Genomic DNA, 14,440 nt, shown 5'->3' with positions numbered 1-14,440 from the left:
GCCATGACCCTGAGCATCCGCAACCAGCTCCCCGGCACCGTCACCACCGTCACCCAGGGCGAGGCCATGGCGACGGTCAAGATCCGCCTCGACGGCGGCCAGGACCTCACGGCCGCGATCACCCTCGACGCCGTGGAGGATCTCGGCCTCACCCAGGGCTCTTCCGTGCACGCCCTGGTGAAGTCGACGGAGGTCTCCCTCGCCGCCGCCCCCGTCCGGGGCCTGTCCATCCGCAACCAGTTGCCGGGCACGGTCACCGCCGTGGCCACCGGCGCCGCCATGGCCACCGTGAAGATCGCCGTCGAGGGCGGCGAACTCACCTCCGCGATCACCGCGGACGCCGCGACCGACCTCGCCCTGGCCGTCGGCACCCCCGTGGTCGCCCTCGTCAAGTCGACCGAGGTGTCACTGGCGACGGCGTAACGGAAAAGGGCCCCGCCGAAGCGGGGGCCTCACTCTCTGACGTCAGTCCTCGTACGCGTCCAGCGGCGGGCACGAACACACCAGGTTGCGGTCACCGAAGGCCTGGTCGATCCGCCGCACCGGCGGCCAGTACTTGTCCGCGACCGACACCCCGGCCGGGAACACGGCCTCCTCGCGCGTGTACGCGTGCTCCCACTCCCCGCCCAGCGCACCGGCGGTGTGCGGGGCGTTGCACAGCGGATTGTCGTCGGCGGCCCACTCCCTGGTGCCGACCTTCTCGATCTCCCCGCGGATGGCGATCATCGCCTCACAGAACCGGTCGAGCTCGGTCAGGTCCTCGGACTCGGTCGGCTCGATCATCAGCGTCCCGGCCACCGGGAACGACATGGTCGGCGCGTGGAAGCCGTAGTCGATGAGCCGCTTGGCCACGTCGTCGACGCTCACCCCGGTCGCCTTGGTCAGCGGCCGCAGGTCGACGATGCACTCGTGCGCGACCAGCCCGCCGGGGCCGGTGTAGAGCACGGGGTAGTGCGGCTCGAGACGCTTGGCGATGTAGTTGGCGGACAGGACCGCCACCTGCGTGGCCCGCTTGAGCCCCTCACCTCCCATGAGCCGGACGTACGCCCACGAGATCGGCAGAATGCCCGCGGACCCCCAGGGCGCGGCCGAGACGGGCCCGACGCCCGTCTCCGGACCGGCCGCGGGCTGCATGGGGTGGTTCGGCAGATACGGCGCCAGGTGCGCCCGTACGCCGACCGGGCCGACGCCCGGACCGCCGCCCCCGTGCGGGATGCAGAAGGTCTTGTGCAGGTTCAGGTGGGAGACGTCACCGCCGAAGTGCCCCGGCTTGGCCAGCCCCACCAGGGCGTTGAGGTTGGCCCCGTCGACGTACACCTGCCCGCCCGCCTCGTGCACCTGGGCGCAGATGTCGGCGACGTGTTCCTCGAACACCCCGTGCGTCGAGGGGTACGTGATCATCAGCACCGAGAGCTCGTCGCGGTACTGCTCGATCTTGGCCCGCAGGTCCTCGACGTCGATCTCACCGTCCTCGGCGGTCTTGACGACGACGACCTTCATGCCCGCCATCACGGCGCTGGCGGCATTGGTCCCGTGCGCGGAGGACGGGATCAGACACACGGTCCGCTGCTCGTCACCGTTGGCCCGGTGGTACCCGCGTACGGCGAGCAGCCCGGCCAGCTCGCCCTGCGACCCCGCGTTGGGCTGCAGCGACACCTTGTCGTACCCGGTGACCTCGGCGAGCTGTTCCTCCAGCTCGCGGATGAGGGTGAGGTAGCCCTGCGCCTGCTCGGCGGGAGCGAAGGGGTGCAGCTGGCCGAACTCGGGCCAGGTGACCGGCTCCATCTCCGTGGTCGCGTTGAGCTTCATGGTGCAGGAGCCCAGCGGGATCATGCCCCGGTCGAGCGCGTAGTCCCGGTCGGCCAGGCGGCGCAGGTAGCGCAGCATCGCGGTCTCGGAGCGGTGCTGGTGGAAGACGGGGTGGGTGAGGAAGGCGTCGCCGCGCAGCAGCGCGTCCGGCAGCGCCTCCTCGGTCGCCGCGTCCAGCGCCTCGATGTCGGCCTCGACCCCGAAGGCGTTCCACACGGCGCTCACCTGGGCCCGCGCGGTGGTCTCGTCACATGCGATGGACACATGGTCGGCGTCGACGAGGTGGAGGTTGACGCCGTTGCGCCGGGCCGCGGCGACGACCTCGGCGGCCTTCGCGGGCACCCGCACGGTCAGCGTGTCGAAGTAGGACCCGTGCACGACCTCGACCCCGCCGGCCGTCAGCCCCGCGGCGAGGATGTTCGCGTAGCGGTGCGTCCGCCGCGCGATGCCCTTCAGCCCGTCGGGCCCGTGATAGACGCCGTACATCCCGGCCATGACCGCGAGCAGCACCTGCGCGGTGCAGATGTTGCTGGTCGCCTTCTCCCGCCGGATGTGCTGCTCACGCGTCTGCAGCGCGAGCCGGTAGGCCTTGTTGCCGTCGGCGTCCACGGACACGCCCACGAGCCGCCCGGGCAGGCTCCTGGCGAACTTCTCCTGCACGGCCATGTATCCGGCGTGCGGTCCGCCGAATCCCATCGGCACACCGAACCGCTGCGTGGTCCCGACCGCGATGTCCGCCCCGAGCTCGCCCGGCGACTTCAGCAGGGTCAACGCGAGCAGATCGGCGGCCACGGTCACGAGCGCGCCGAGCTCGTGAGCCTGGTCGATGAGCGGCTTGATGTCCCGTACGGCCCCGGAGGCGCCGGGGTACTGGACGAGCACCCCGTTGATCTCACGCCCGGCGACCTCGGCCGGGATCCCGTCGCTGAGGTCGGCTACCACGACCTCCAGACCGGTCGGCTCGGCGCGGGTCTGGATCACGGCGATGGTCTGCGGCAGCGCGTCGGCGTCGACGAGGAAGAGGCCCTTCTTGTTCTTCCCCATCCGGCGGGACAGTGCCATGGCCTCGGCCGCCGCGGTCCCCTCGTCGAGCAGCGAGGCACCGGAGGTGGGCAGCCCGGTGAGGTCGGCGACCATGGTCTGGAAGTTGAGAAGAGCCTCGAGCCGTCCCTGCGAGATCTCGGGCTGATACGGCGTGTAGGCCGTGTACCAGGCCGGGTTCTCCATGACGTTGCGCAGGATGACGGGCGGAGTGAAGGTGCCGTAGTACCCGAGCCCGATCATGGAGTCGAGCACCTGGTTCCGGTCGGCCAGCGACCGCAGCTCGGCCAGCACCTCGGCCTCGGTGCGCGCACCGGGCAGTTCCAGCGCATCGGCGTTCTTGATCACATCCGGCACCGCGGCCGCGGTGAGCTCGTCCAGCGAGCCGTAGCCGACCTGCGCGAGCATCTTGGCGCAAGCCTCGTGATCAGGGCCGATGTGACGCTGCTCGAAGGGGATGCCCTGTTCGAGCTCGGAGAGCGGAATGCGGTGGGCGGTCATTGCGGAGGCCTCCTGGTCTGACGCGACCTTCGAGGGGTACCCCGGCACGGGTACCCCGACGGCCTCCCCCTCTGTCATCTCGACCTGAGAGCTTCACCGGCCGCCCGAAGGCCGCCGGCTTTCCCCGTCGGTGAGAGCGGAAGCCGTCGACACCCGCCCTGCTTTCCAGAGTGACCTCGTCCGTGCGGTACGTGAGCCTGAGAGATTCCGGGGAGGATTTGCTCCTTCGGCGCCTCCGATGGTGTCCGGAGGACTCTCCCGCACGGGATCAGCAGCCGCTGGCAAGCCTACCAGCGAGGCCGCCGCACGAGTCTTCGAGTGGCCGCACACCCCGATGTGCTCTTTCGTAGTGCTTACGACCGCTTCGGATGAGGTGCGACCAGTGGAGGACCCGTGCAGACCGACATCGATCCGCGCAACCTGATCGGCCGCAAGGCGTTCGACCGCAACGGCACCAAGATCGGCACCGTCGACGAGGTCTACCTCGACGACGCCACGGGCGTACCGGAGTGGGCTGCCATACGCACCGGCCTCTTCTCCCGGGACGCCTTCGTCCCCCTGGAGCCGAGCGAACTGGTCGACGGCACCCTGCACGTCCCCTTCGACCGCACCCTCATCAAGGACGCCCCGGACTTCGGCGTGGGCCGCCACCTCTCGCCCGAGCAGGAACTCCAGCTCTACCACCACTACGGCCTCGACGCGGCGGCCCCGCCCCCGTTCCCGGACCGGAACTTCGGCAAGCTGGCGGGCACGGGGGACGTGGAGGCCTGACCTCTTCGATCCCGGCGCCACCAGCACCCCTACGCTGTGCATGCACCGACCCGTCCCCTCAGCGGCCGCCCGCGCGAGCCCCGTCAGGCGCCCGCCCCGGGCCCCCCGACCGCCCTAGGGGAACTCATCACCTCGACCAACGGCAACGGCTCGGCCGACTCCAGCCGAGGATCGTCGACAGGAAACGTCCGCACCCGCCCCGGCTCGGAATCCGTCGGCGTCTCGAACCGCACGGTCACCCGCCCCAGCCCACTGCCCTGCACCCACCCATGCCCGTACTCGGCGTGCCGCACGTCATGCCCGGCCACCCACCGCCGCTCGACGACCACGTCCCGCTCCTCCACCGGGACCTCATCACCCACCTCCTCGACGGCGTGATGATCCACTCTCTCCCCCGCGGCCTGGGCGAACAGATCCTCCTGGGTGAAGTCGGCAAGCCCGGAAACCCCCACCCCCAGCAGTCGCACACCCCCCGTCGAGTCGACTCCCTCCAGCAACCGCAGAGCGGCCTCCTTCACCACCGCGGGATCATCCGTGGGCCCCCGCAAGGTCTCGGACCGCGTCAGCGTCGAGAAGTCGTACCGCCGCACCTTCAACACGATGGTCCGCCCCGACAACCGCGCCTCCCGCAACCTGCGGACACACCGGTCCGCCAACCGCTGCACCTCAAGGCCCACCCGGACCCGGTCATGGATGTCCACGTCGTACGTGTCCTCCACCGACACCGACTTCGTCTCCCGCTCCGCCACCACGGACCGCTCGTCCCGCGCCAGCGCCATGGCGTACAGCCCGTGCCCGTGCGCCTTCCCGAGCAGCCGTACGAGCTCGTCCTCACCCGCCTCGACGATCTCGTCGACGGTATGGATCCCGGCCCGCCGCAGGTGGTCCCCGGTCGCCGGCCCCACCCCGGGCAGGGTCCGTACCGACATCGGTCCGAGCAGCGCCCGCTCGGTGCCCGGCTCGATCACCACCAAGCCGTCCGGCTTGGCCTGCTCGGAGGCGATCTTCGCGAGCATCTTGGACGCGGCCAGCCCCACCGACCCCGTGAGCCCCGTGCCGGTCCGTATGTCGGCCCGCAGCTTCGCCCCGACCAGTCGCGCCGACGCCTCGTCCCAAGCCGCTCCAGCGGCCTCCAGATCCACGAACGCCTCGTCCAGGCTCAGTGGCTCCACCAGCGGCGACAGCTCCCGCAGGAGCGCCATCACCTGCTCGCTGATCGCCTTGTAGAGCCCGAAGCGCGGCACGAGATACGCGGCGTTCGGCGCGAGGCGTCTTGCCTGGGCCATGGGCATCGCCGAGTGCACCCCGAACACCCGGGCCTCGTAGGACGCGGTGGCCACCACACCGCGCGGCCCCAGCCCTCCCACGACGACGGCCTTCCCGCGCAGGCTCGGCTTGGACGCCTGCTCCGCCGAGGCGTAGAAGGCGTCCATGTCGAGATGCAGGATCGTGGGCGCTTTTCTCACATGTCCGATGCTGCCCTACGCCACTGACAATGCCCCGCCGAGGCGATCGGGGCAGGCGTCAGACCGCTCGGTTGCGGCGTCTGGCCAGCTCGTCCGCCGGGTTGTGTCCGATGAGCGTCTCTCCGGTGTCGACGCGCTCCCCGTGCAGCTGCGACAGGGCGCTCTCGACATCCCGCCACACGACGCCCACGGCGATCCCGAAGACCCCCTGGCCGCCTTGGAGCAGCGCGTGGACCTCGTCGGGCGAGGTGCACTCGTAGACCGTGGCACCGTCGCTCATGAGCGTCATGCGCTCCAGGTCCTGGAAACCGCGCTCACGCAGGTGCTGGACCGTGGTGCGGATGTTCTGCAGCGACACACCGGTGTCCAGAAATCGCTTGACGATCTTCAGGACGACGACGTCCCGGAAGCTGTAGAGCCGCTGCGTCCCCGACCCGTGGGCGGGCCGCACGCTCGGCTCCACGAGCCCGGTGCGCGCCCAGTAGTCCAGTTGCCGGTAGGTGATGCCGGCCGCCGCGCAGGCCGTAGGACCGCGATAGCCGATCTCCTCGGACGCCATGGACGTCGCCCCTCCGCTGCTCGGCACGGCCGCCGGTCGCTGCGGAGCGTGATCGGCCGCGCTGCCCTGAAACGGGCTGCCGTGATGGGGATCCCCCCAACTCGAACGCAGTTGAGAGCTTGGGGGAGGGTACGGACCGCTTGCCCCGAGACTCCGTCCGGGGGCACCCCCAGCCGTACCGTCGCCGCTGCTTCTCACGCCGACCTCCGTCCTTGACCTGCCTTCTCGACGGTAGGCAGTCACCAGGGGTGCGTCAACGATCGCCACACTCGGCACGCCGAGTGATAATCACCCTAGGAGTGGTTTCCCGTACCCCACCGCGGGGAAAGGCTAGCCGAATGCGCTCCGAACGGGCCGCAGGACGCTCTCACGCGCCGGTGGCAAATGCCGGCATTTCCGTGACGACCGGACACGGCCCAGCCGTCACGGACCACTGATCCGCCGACTCGGCCGCATCCGTCTCACTGACTGCTGGTGCCGAAGTCCTCGGGGGAGATCTGGTCGAGGAACTCGCGGAATTTCTCCACCTCGTCCTCCTGCTCGTCCGGAATGGCGATACCGGCGTCGTCGAGCACCCCGTCGCTGCCGTAGATCGGCGTTCCGGTGCGCAGGGCCAGCGCTATGGCGTCGGACGGCCGCGCGCTCACCTCGACCCCGCTGGCGAAGACCAGCTCCGCGTAGAAGACGCCTTCACGCAGGTCCGTGATGCGCACTTCGGTGAGCTCCTGGCCGACCGCCTCCAGTACGTCCTTGAACAGGTCGTGGGTCAGCGGTCGTGCGGGGGCCATGCCCTGCTGCGCGAAGGCGATGGCCGTCGCCTCCCCCGGCCCGATCCAGATGGGGAGGTAGCGGTCGCCTCCCACTTCACGCAGGAGCACGATCGGTTGGTTGGAGGGCATTTCGACCCGGACACCTACGACATCGAGCTCGTTCACACAGCAACCCTAGGCCGTGCCCGGGACGTTTGGGTAGTCGGGCAGGAAACGGGTGCCGATCCGGCGCCCGGCGACCTCAGGGCAGGCGCACGCCGAGCGCGGTCTGTACAAGTGCCGCGTGCAGCTTCACCGTCAGCCCGGCGAGCTCCTTGGCACGGGCTTCCGCGTGTGCGCGGGTCTGCGGGTTGCGGTGGCGCTTCAGCGGGGCGACCACCTGGTCCACGAGCCCGGCCTCACGGTCGGCGGCCGCCTTCATCGCGCGCAGATGCCGCGGCTCGATCCCGAACCGCCCCAGCTCCACGACGAGCGCCGCCACCGTCACCGCCTCGGCGCCGTAGGCCCCGTCCGGCAGCGGCGTGATGAGGCCGTACGCCTCCCACTCCGCCAGCTGCGACTCGTCGATCTCGGCGGCGGCCAGCAGCTCGGAGCGGCCGATCCGGACGGCGGTGGGGCCTTCGGAGACCTCCAGGACCGTTTCTCCGTCCCGCTGGCGGCCCACCGTGGGCAGCGCGACGGCCTCGCCGCGCTCCATGGCGTCCAGGTGCTCCCGGATCACCTTGAGCGGCAGATAGTGGTCCCGCTGCATCCTCAGGACGTGGCCGAGGCGCTCGACGTCCCGGTTGCTGAACTTGCGGTATCCGGAAGGGGTCCGCTGCGGCTCGATGAGGCCCTCGGACTCCAGGAACCGGATCTTGGAGATGGTGACTTCGGGGAACTCGTCGCGCAGCACGTTCAGTACTGTGCCGATGCTCATCAGCCCACTGTCCGTGGCGGCGGTGCCGTGTCCGGCACCGCCGCTCGGTGTTTGAAGCATGGACCTTCCCTGGGAGGGTCAGTAGCCCTGCTGGCTCGCGTAGAACACCAGCCGGTACTTGCCGATCTGCACCTCGTCGCCGTTGTTCAGAGCGACCGAGTCGATCCGCTCGCGGTTGACGTACGTGCCGTTGAGACTGCCCACGTCGGACACCGTGAACGAGCCGTCCTGACCGCGGCGGAACTCCACGTGCCGGCGCGAGACCGTGACGTCGTCGAGGAAGATGTCGCTCTGCGGGTGCCGGCCGGCCGTGGTCAGCTCGCCGTCCAGCAGGAAGCGGCTGCCTGAGTTGGGCCCGCGGCGCACCACCAGGAGCGCGGAGCCCAGCGGGAGCGCGTCGACGGCCGCCTGTGCCTCCGGGGAGAGCGCCGGCATCTGCGTCTGGCCGGTGACCTCGGAGTCGTAGGCCTCGAGTCCCGAGATGGAGATGGTGGAGGTCGTCTCCGAGGGGCGCTCGGGCACGGCTCCGGCGCGCAGCGGGGCGCCGCAGTTGGAGCAGAAGCGGCTGTTCTCCGCGTTGCGGTTACCGCACCTCGTACACACCAGGGCCGACATAGGGGAAAACCCTCCACCCGTACTTGAGGTTGACGGTTGTCCGAAACCTATGCCGCCGGACTGGGCAGGGTCAACAGACGGCACGCCCTGACCTCCGGAAACGTCACCGCCCTGACCGCCGACCTGGTCCCGGAACAGCGGGCGCTGGCCCTCGGCCTCGGGCTGTGCGCGATGACGAGCGGTCGCGTTGTCGCTACCTTCTCGCGCGCTCTTGCCGAACAACTTCGCAAACAACTTCACGGGCGATTCCCCTTGACCGAAACAGACCCGCCCGTGGGGCAGGACGAACCCTGATTGAACACACCGGTCGACCCGGACACCCTCACAACGTCCGTTTCCACCAGACAGTTTCCACCACGCACCACCCATTCGGTGCGCCGACCCCCCGCAAGCTCATGCCCTGGCCGAATGCCCCCCATGCGCCGCCGGTTCACCGGGAGGACGACCGAGCGTAGTCAGGCCGCTTCACCGCTCGCAAGGCGTCCACGACGATCTTGTCCGACCGCTCGACGGCAACGGTGGCCTGCTCCTTCTCGAGAGTCTGCACCACGCCTCCAGGGATGTTCAGCGCCGGTTCGAGGTCCTGCGGATTACCGATGACCTTGAAACGAAAAGGCGCGGTGATCTTGTTCCCGTCGACGCTCACGCTCTTGTCCGAATCCGACAGATAGGTGCCCGCGACGACCCGTACGCCGTTCACCTGGATCGCCTCCGCCCCGGCCGCTCGCAGCTCCTGGATCGCGTCGAGCAGCATGTCCGCCTCGACCGTCCCCTTGGTGTCCTCGATCGTCATCGTGATGCCCGGCCCCTGCGCGGCCACCGTGCCCGCGAGGATGCCGAGTTGCCGCTCCTTCTCGACCGTCTGCTTCCGGGCCTCCTCTGCCTGGTCAGAGCTGTTCTCCAGCTCGTCCCGCTGCTTCTCGAGGCCCTGCTTCTCGTCTTGAAGACGCTGAGTACGGTCGCCCAGTTCATCGAGGATGCGTACGAGATCTTCCTGCCTCGCCCCCCGGAGCGCACTGTCACTGTTGCTGTTCGACGCCACCTGGACCGCGAGGCCGAATCCGAGGCCGAACAGCAACACCGCGACGATGAGTTGGGCCCGCGTCAGGCGCGGCGGCCACAGCCCCTGCACCAGCCGCTGACGGCCGGTCAGCCCGGGCTCGACAGCAGCCGTGGGGGGCGCCTCGGTCTCCTCGGCGGGCGTCACCGGGAGTTCCTCCGGCAGTTCTTTGCGCAGGCCGTTGCCGGGCGTCTCTTCCTGTTCGCTCATCGGCCTCACGCCCGGAAGACGTGCCGGCGGATCGCCGCGGCGTTCGAGAAGATCCGGATGCCGAGCACCACGACGACACCGGTCGACAGCTGGGCGCCCACGCCCAGCTTGTCGCCCAGGAACACGATCAGCGCGGCCACGACCACGTTCGACAGGAACGACACCACGAAGACCTTGTCGTCGAAGATGCCGTCCAGCATGGCCCGCAGCCCCCCGAAGACGGCGTCGAGCGCCGCCACCACGGCGATCGGCAGATAAGGCTCGACAACCGCCGGAACCTCAGGCCGGACCAACAGGCCGGCCACGACTCCCACGACGAGGCCCAGTACGGCGATCACGATGTGCCCTTCTCAGTTCTCGGCTCTGCTGTACGTACGATCACACTCGGTGCGGCCGGCAGCCGGAGGTCGTCCTCCACGGAGATGGCGGTCCGGATGCCGTAGTTCTCTTCCAGGGCGTGCAGATACAACCCGTCGGCGCTGTCCTGGAACCTGGTGCTCAGCCGCTGCCCGTCCCCCACGGCAAGCACCGTATAGGGCGGAACCAGCGGCTTGTTGTCGACCAGTATCGCGTCACCCGCGGCCCTGATCGCCGACAGCGCGGTCAGCCGCTGCCCGTTGATGGAGATGGCCTCGGCGCCCGACGCCCACAGCCCGTTCACGACCCGCTGCATGTCGCGGTCGCGCACCCGTCCGGTATCGGAGAACCCCGTCGTCTCCCGCGGGTTCCCGTCACCGCCGCCCGTGCTGGCTTCCTTGGCGTCGTTCACGACCAGTTTGACGCCCGGGCCGTGCACTTCCACGGCCCCCGACAGGATGCCCACGAGATCGGCCTGGCCACTGTCGCCACTGTGCTTGAGAGCCTCGCGCTGCCGTGTGCTCACGTCGTCACGCAGCTGGTCGACGCTCTTCTCGAGCTTGTCCGCCGTCCCGGTCTCGCGGTCGATGCGGTCGATGAGCTCCTCGCGCTCCTTGGCCACGACCGGGGCGGCCACCCGTGCCTGCGCCGCCCCCACGGTGACCACGAGAGCGGCGAGCACCAGGCCGAGGGCCAGACCCAGCCTCGCCCGCAATGTCTTGGGCAACTTGCCGTCGCCGACGGCCTTCTTGCGGGCCGCGGCCTCGGCGTACCCGTCGTCGAGGCTGTGGTCCATGACGTTGGTGAGCAGCGACATGGAGGCGTCCGGGCGCGACGGGCGCGTGGGGGTGCTCCGAACGGGGGGCTGCTGCGGCATGCCGCACATCGTCGCACGTCGCGGCCCCTACCTCCGAATGGCCCCATCGGCGTGCCGGACAGGCCCCTTTGGGGACACATGTCCGGCACGCGCGCGTGCGTGGCTCAGCGGCCGGCGCTGTCCACGACCGCCGACCACTCGTCCAGCAGGGCCTGCGCGGACGCGTCATCGGGTCCCTCGGCCCACAGATGGGTGACCGCCTCCGCCGGGTCCGGCAGCACCATCACCCAGCGTCCGTCGGTCTCGACGACCCGGACACCGTCGGTCGTGTCGACAAAGCGATCGCCCGCCGCCTCCACGACCCTGCGCATCACCAGCCCCTTGACGGCCCACGGGGTCGCCAGATCCCGCTTGAGGACATGGGCCCGCGGAATCCGCGCGTCGATCTGGCTCAGCGTCAGCTGCGTCCGCGCGACGAGCCCGATCAGCCGTACGAAGGCCGCCGTACCGTCGAAGACGCTGCTGAACTCCGGGATGATGAAGGCACCCTTGCCGTCACCACCGAAGATCGTCGAGTCATCGCGTCCGACCCTTGTCAGATCGTCGGGCGACGTGGTCGTCCACTCGACCTGCGTCCCGTGGTACGCCGCCACCTGCTCGCCGATCCGCGTGGTGGTCACCGGCAGCGCAACCCGGCCGCTGCGCCGCTCGGCGGCGACAAGATCGAGCATGACGAGCAGCGCCCGGTCGTCCTCGATGATCCGTCCCTTTTCGTCGACGAGGGACAGCCGCTCACCCACGGGGTCGAACCGCACCCCGAACGCGGCCCGCGCGGACGCCACGATCTCGCCCAGCCGCACCAGCCCCGACCGTCGGGCATCCGCCGTCTCCGTCGGCCTGGACTCGTCGAGACCCGGGTTGATGGTCAGCGAGTCCACGCCGAGCTTCCCGAGCAGGCTGGGCAGCACGAGCCCGGCGCTGCCGTTCGACGCGTCCACGACGACCTTCAGCCCAGCCTCGGAAACGCCGGTGATGTCGACGTTCCGCAGCAGTGAACCGGTGTACGAATCGAACACGCTGGCGGGGAAGTGCAGGTCCCCGATCTCGCCGGGGAACGCCCGCCGGTACTCCTGCCGGGCGAACACCCGGTCCAGCTTTCGCTGGCTGCCCTGCGAGAGGTCCGCGCCCTGCCCGTCGAAGAACATGATGTCCACGGAGTCCGGCACCCCGGGCGTGGTCCGGATCATGATCCCGCCGGCGCTCCCCCGCGCGGTCTGCTGCCGCGCCACGGGCAGCGGCACGTTCTCCAGATCGCGTACGTCGATGGCGCTGGTCTGCAGAGCGGAGATGACCGCCCGCTTCAGCGCCCGAGCGCCCCGGGAGTGGTCGCGGGCGGTGGTGACGGTCGAACCCTTCTTGAGGGTCGTCGCGTAGGCGCCTGCCAGCCGGACCACGAGTTCCGGGGTGATCTCGACATTGAGGATGCCGGAGACGCCACGGGCGCCGAAGAGATGCGCCTGGCCCCTGGACTCCCAGATGACCGAGGTATTGACGAAGGCACCGGCTTCGACGGTCTTGAACGGGTAGACCCGCACATTCCCCTGAATGATCGATTCCTCGCCGATGAGGCACTCGTCGCCGATGACCGCGCCGTCCTCGATTCGAGCCGCCCGCATGATGTCGGTGTTCTTCCCGACGACACAGCCACGGAGGTTGCTCTGCTGCCCGACATACACGTTGTCGTGCACGACGGCCTTGTGCAGAAACGCCCCGCTCTTCACGACGACGTTGGAGCCCACGACGGTGTGCTCGCGGATCTCGGCGCCGGCCTCGACCTTGGCGTAGTCGCCGATGTACAGCGGACCACGCAGAACGGCATCGGGATGCACCTCGGCGCCCTCGGCGACCCATACGCCCGGGGAGAGCTCGAAGCCGTCGATCTCGACGTCGACCTTGCCCTCCAGGACGTCGGCCTGTGCCTTCACATAGCTCTCGTGCGTGCCGACGTCCTCCCAGTACCCCTCCGCGACATAGCCGTAGACCGGCTTGCCTTCCTTCATCAGCTGCGGGAAGACATCGCCGGACCAGTCCACGGGCACATCGGGGTCGACGTAGTCGAAGACCTCGGGTTCCATGACATAGATGCCCGTGTTCACGGTGTCCGAGAAGACCTGGCCCCAGGTCGGCTTCTCCAGGAAGCGCTCGACCTTGCCTTCCTCGTCGACGATGGTGATGCCGAATTCGAGGGGATTGGGCACACGGGTCAGACAGACGGTGACCAGCGCGCCCTTTTCCTTGTGGAAGTTGATGAGCTCGGTGAGGTCGAAGTCGGTCAGGGCATCACCGGAGATGACGAGGAAAGCATCGTCCTTCAACGCCTCTTCGGCGTTCTTGACGCTTCCGGCGGTACCGAGTGGCTTCTCCTCATTGGCATAGGTGAGCTCCATTCCGAGCTCTTCACCGTCACCGAAGTAGTTCTTGACCAGTGAGGCCAGGAACTGGACGGTGACGACGGTCTCGTTGAGCCCATGCCTTTTGAGCAGCCGCAGCACATGCTCCATGATCGGCCGGTTCACCACCGGCAGGAGCGGCTTGGGCATGCTCGAGGTCATGGGACGAAGGCGTGTGCCTTCGCCTCCGGCCATCACGACGGCCTTCATGTCGGAAGCGTCCTCCTTGAGAGATACGGTCTAGCCGACTTCACCCGTCCAGATTGTCCCGCACTTTTCTGCCGGGGGCCATCAAGCCGCCACGGCCGTGCCAATGGGCGAGTTCAGTCGGCCTTGGCGTCCGCACGGACCAGGCGGCGGACTTGTACCACGTAGAGCACTCCTGCCCACCAGTAGAGCGTTGTACCCCATCCGGCGAACGCCCATCCGAAAATAGCAGCGAGTGACGAGATCCATCCAGTTCCGTCACTGAGCAAGAGCAGCGGGAAGGCGTACATCAGGTTGAAGGTGGCGGCCTTGCCGAGGAAGTTCACCTGGGGCGGCGGATAACCGTGACGCCTGAGGATGCCCACCATCACCAGGAGCATCAGCTCTCGCAAGAGCAGTGCAGCCGTCAACCAGATTGGCAGAATCTCGCGCCAGGTGAGGCCGACCAGAGTCGAGAGAATGTAGAGGCGGTCGGCAGCGGGGTCGAGCAGCCGGCCGAGGCTGCTGATCTGGTTCCACCGCCGGGCGAGCTTGCCGTCCAGGTAGTCGCTGATCCCGCTCAGAGCCAGTACCAGCAACGCCCAGGTGTCACTCTTCGGCCCTCCGAACTCGGGCCTGAGGATCAGCCACAGGAAGAGCGGCACCCCAGCGAGCCGCGCCATGCTGAGGATGTTGGGGATGGTGAGGACCCGGTCTGTTTGGACTCGGGTCTCCTGGACCTCCACCCGGGGGCCTCCTGTGGGAAACGTGCCGATGATGCCCCCTGACCCTACCTCAACGCAAAAAAGCTCCGGCTCTTGGGCTGGTGCCCAAGAGCCGGAGCTCTAAAAGGAGTTCGGCGGTGTCCTACTCTCCCACAGGGTCCCCCCTGCAGTACCATCGGCGCTG

Annotated in this window: 13 protein-coding genes and 1 riboswitch; of the genes, 2 read left to right on the top strand and 11 right to left on the bottom strand. The window is 68.8% G+C overall.

The window, feature by feature from the left end; all coding sequences use genetic code 11:
- Positions 1 to 3: 3 nt before the first annotated feature.
- Entirely contained in the window at positions 4 to 423 is a 420-nt protein-coding gene (locus ACFVYN_RS29700; protein ID WP_390003852.1) for a molybdopterin-binding protein, read from the top strand.
- Positions 424 to 465: 42 nt separating this feature from the next.
- Here ACFVYN_RS29700 and gcvP read toward each other — a convergent pair whose 3' ends face one another.
- Positions 466 to 3,351, bottom strand: coding sequence for an aminomethyl-transferring glycine dehydrogenase (gcvP, locus tag ACFVYN_RS29695; protein WP_390003850.1), 2,886 nt, complete (start codon positions 3,349 to 3,351; stop codon positions 466 to 468).
- A 175-nt stretch (positions 3,352 to 3,526) separates the two neighbouring features.
- A riboswitch (glycine riboswitch) is annotated at positions 3,527 to 3,622 on the bottom strand.
- Between the two features lie 122 nt (positions 3,623 to 3,744).
- Here gcvP and ACFVYN_RS29690 point away from each other — a divergent pair.
- On the top strand, positions 3,745 to 4,122 hold the full coding sequence (locus tag ACFVYN_RS29690) for a PRC-barrel domain-containing protein (RefSeq protein WP_390003848.1): 378 nt from the start codon (positions 3,745 to 3,747) through the stop codon (positions 4,120 to 4,122).
- An 83-nt stretch (positions 4,123 to 4,205) separates the two neighbouring features.
- Here ACFVYN_RS29690 and ACFVYN_RS29685 read toward each other — a convergent pair whose 3' ends face one another.
- The 10 genes from ACFVYN_RS29685 to ACFVYN_RS29640 form a co-directional block, all read right to left on the bottom strand.
- Positions 4,206 to 5,588 carry a DNA polymerase IV gene (locus tag ACFVYN_RS29685; protein WP_390003846.1) on the bottom strand — a complete coding sequence of 461 codons (1,383 nt, stop codon included), beginning with the start codon at positions 5,586 to 5,588 and terminating at the stop codon, positions 4,206 to 4,208.
- A 58-nt stretch (positions 5,589 to 5,646) separates the two neighbouring features.
- Positions 5,647 to 6,345: a MerR family transcriptional regulator gene (locus ACFVYN_RS29680; protein ID WP_390003843.1), complete on the bottom strand. Its 699-nt coding sequence runs from the start codon at positions 6,343 to 6,345 to the stop codon at positions 5,647 to 5,649.
- Between the two features lie 263 nt (positions 6,346 to 6,608).
- A complete protein-coding gene (locus tag ACFVYN_RS29675) occupies positions 6,609 to 7,082 on the bottom strand; it encodes a bifunctional nuclease family protein (RefSeq protein WP_004002801.1) in 474 nt (157 codons plus the stop codon).
- Between the two features lie 76 nt (positions 7,083 to 7,158).
- Entirely contained in the window at positions 7,159 to 7,896 is a 738-nt protein-coding gene (locus ACFVYN_RS29670; protein ID WP_390003841.1) for a MerR family transcriptional regulator, read from the bottom strand.
- A gap of 18 nt (positions 7,897 to 7,914) precedes the next feature.
- Positions 7,915 to 8,820, bottom strand: a complete 906-nt coding sequence (locus tag ACFVYN_RS29665) for an FHA domain-containing protein (RefSeq protein WP_390003839.1) — start codon at positions 8,818 to 8,820, stop codon at positions 7,915 to 7,917.
- A 61-nt stretch (positions 8,821 to 8,881) separates the two neighbouring features.
- Positions 8,882 to 9,721 carry a DUF881 domain-containing protein gene (locus ACFVYN_RS29660; RefSeq protein WP_390003837.1) on the bottom strand — a complete coding sequence of 280 codons (840 nt, stop codon included), beginning with the start codon at positions 9,719 to 9,721 and terminating at the stop codon, positions 8,882 to 8,884.
- A 5-nt stretch (positions 9,722 to 9,726) separates the two neighbouring features.
- The gene (locus ACFVYN_RS29655; protein WP_003988855.1) at positions 9,727 to 10,059 is read right to left on the bottom strand and encodes a small basic family protein; all 333 of its coding nucleotides are present in this window, start codon (positions 10,057 to 10,059) and stop codon (positions 9,727 to 9,729) included.
- Entirely contained in the window at positions 10,056 to 10,955 is a 900-nt protein-coding gene (locus tag ACFVYN_RS29650) for a DUF881 domain-containing protein (protein WP_390003836.1), read from the bottom strand. The genes ACFVYN_RS29655 and ACFVYN_RS29650 overlap by 4 nt, the downstream gene beginning before the upstream one ends.
- 104 nt (positions 10,956 to 11,059) lie before the next feature.
- Positions 11,060 to 13,555 (bottom strand): sugar phosphate nucleotidyltransferase, encoded by a 2,496-nt coding sequence (locus ACFVYN_RS29645; RefSeq protein WP_390003833.1) that lies wholly within the window; start codon positions 13,553 to 13,555, stop codon positions 11,060 to 11,062.
- A gap of 113 nt (positions 13,556 to 13,668) precedes the next feature.
- Positions 13,669 to 14,277 carry a CDP-alcohol phosphatidyltransferase family protein gene (locus ACFVYN_RS29640; RefSeq protein ID WP_352392108.1) on the bottom strand — a complete coding sequence of 203 codons (609 nt, stop codon included), beginning with the start codon at positions 14,275 to 14,277 and terminating at the stop codon, positions 13,669 to 13,671.
- Positions 14,278 to 14,440 lie beyond the last annotated feature (163 nt).

Origin of the sequence: Streptomyces sp. NPDC058307 (assembly GCF_042880295.1) — a bacterium.
GTDB lineage: Bacteria > Actinomycetota > Actinomycetes > Streptomycetales > Streptomycetaceae > Streptomyces.
The sequence above is the reverse complement of the archived record's forward strand: the minus strand, read 5'-3'. Positions and strand labels throughout refer to the sequence as shown.

Bases quoted from the DNA above. Each gene is read 5' to 3' on its own strand.
- ACFVYN_RS29660 (WP_390003837.1), bottom strand. From the start codon at position 9,721: ATGAGCGAACAGGAAGAGACGCCCGGCAACGGCCTGCGCAAAGAACTG.
- ACFVYN_RS29700 (WP_390003852.1), top strand. From the start codon at position 4: ATGACCCTGAGCATCCGCAACCAGCTCCCCGGCACCGTCACCACCGTC.
- ACFVYN_RS29670 (WP_390003841.1), bottom strand. From the start codon at position 7,896: ATGCTTCAAACACCGAGCGGCGGTGCCGGACACGGCACCGCCGCCACG.
- gcvP (WP_390003850.1), bottom strand. From the start codon at position 3,351: ATGACCGCCCACCGCATTCCGCTCTCCGAGCTCGAACAGGGCATCCCC.
- ACFVYN_RS29645 (WP_390003833.1), bottom strand. From the start codon at position 13,555: ATGAAGGCCGTCGTGATGGCCGGAGGCGAAGGCACACGCCTTCGTCCC.
- ACFVYN_RS29665 (WP_390003839.1), bottom strand. From the start codon at position 8,820: ATGGGTGGTGCGTGGTGGAAACTGTCTGGTGGAAACGGACGTTGTGAG.
- ACFVYN_RS29650 (WP_390003836.1), bottom strand. From the start codon at position 10,955: ATGCCGCAGCAGCCCCCCGTTCGGAGCACCCCCACGCGCCCGTCGCGC.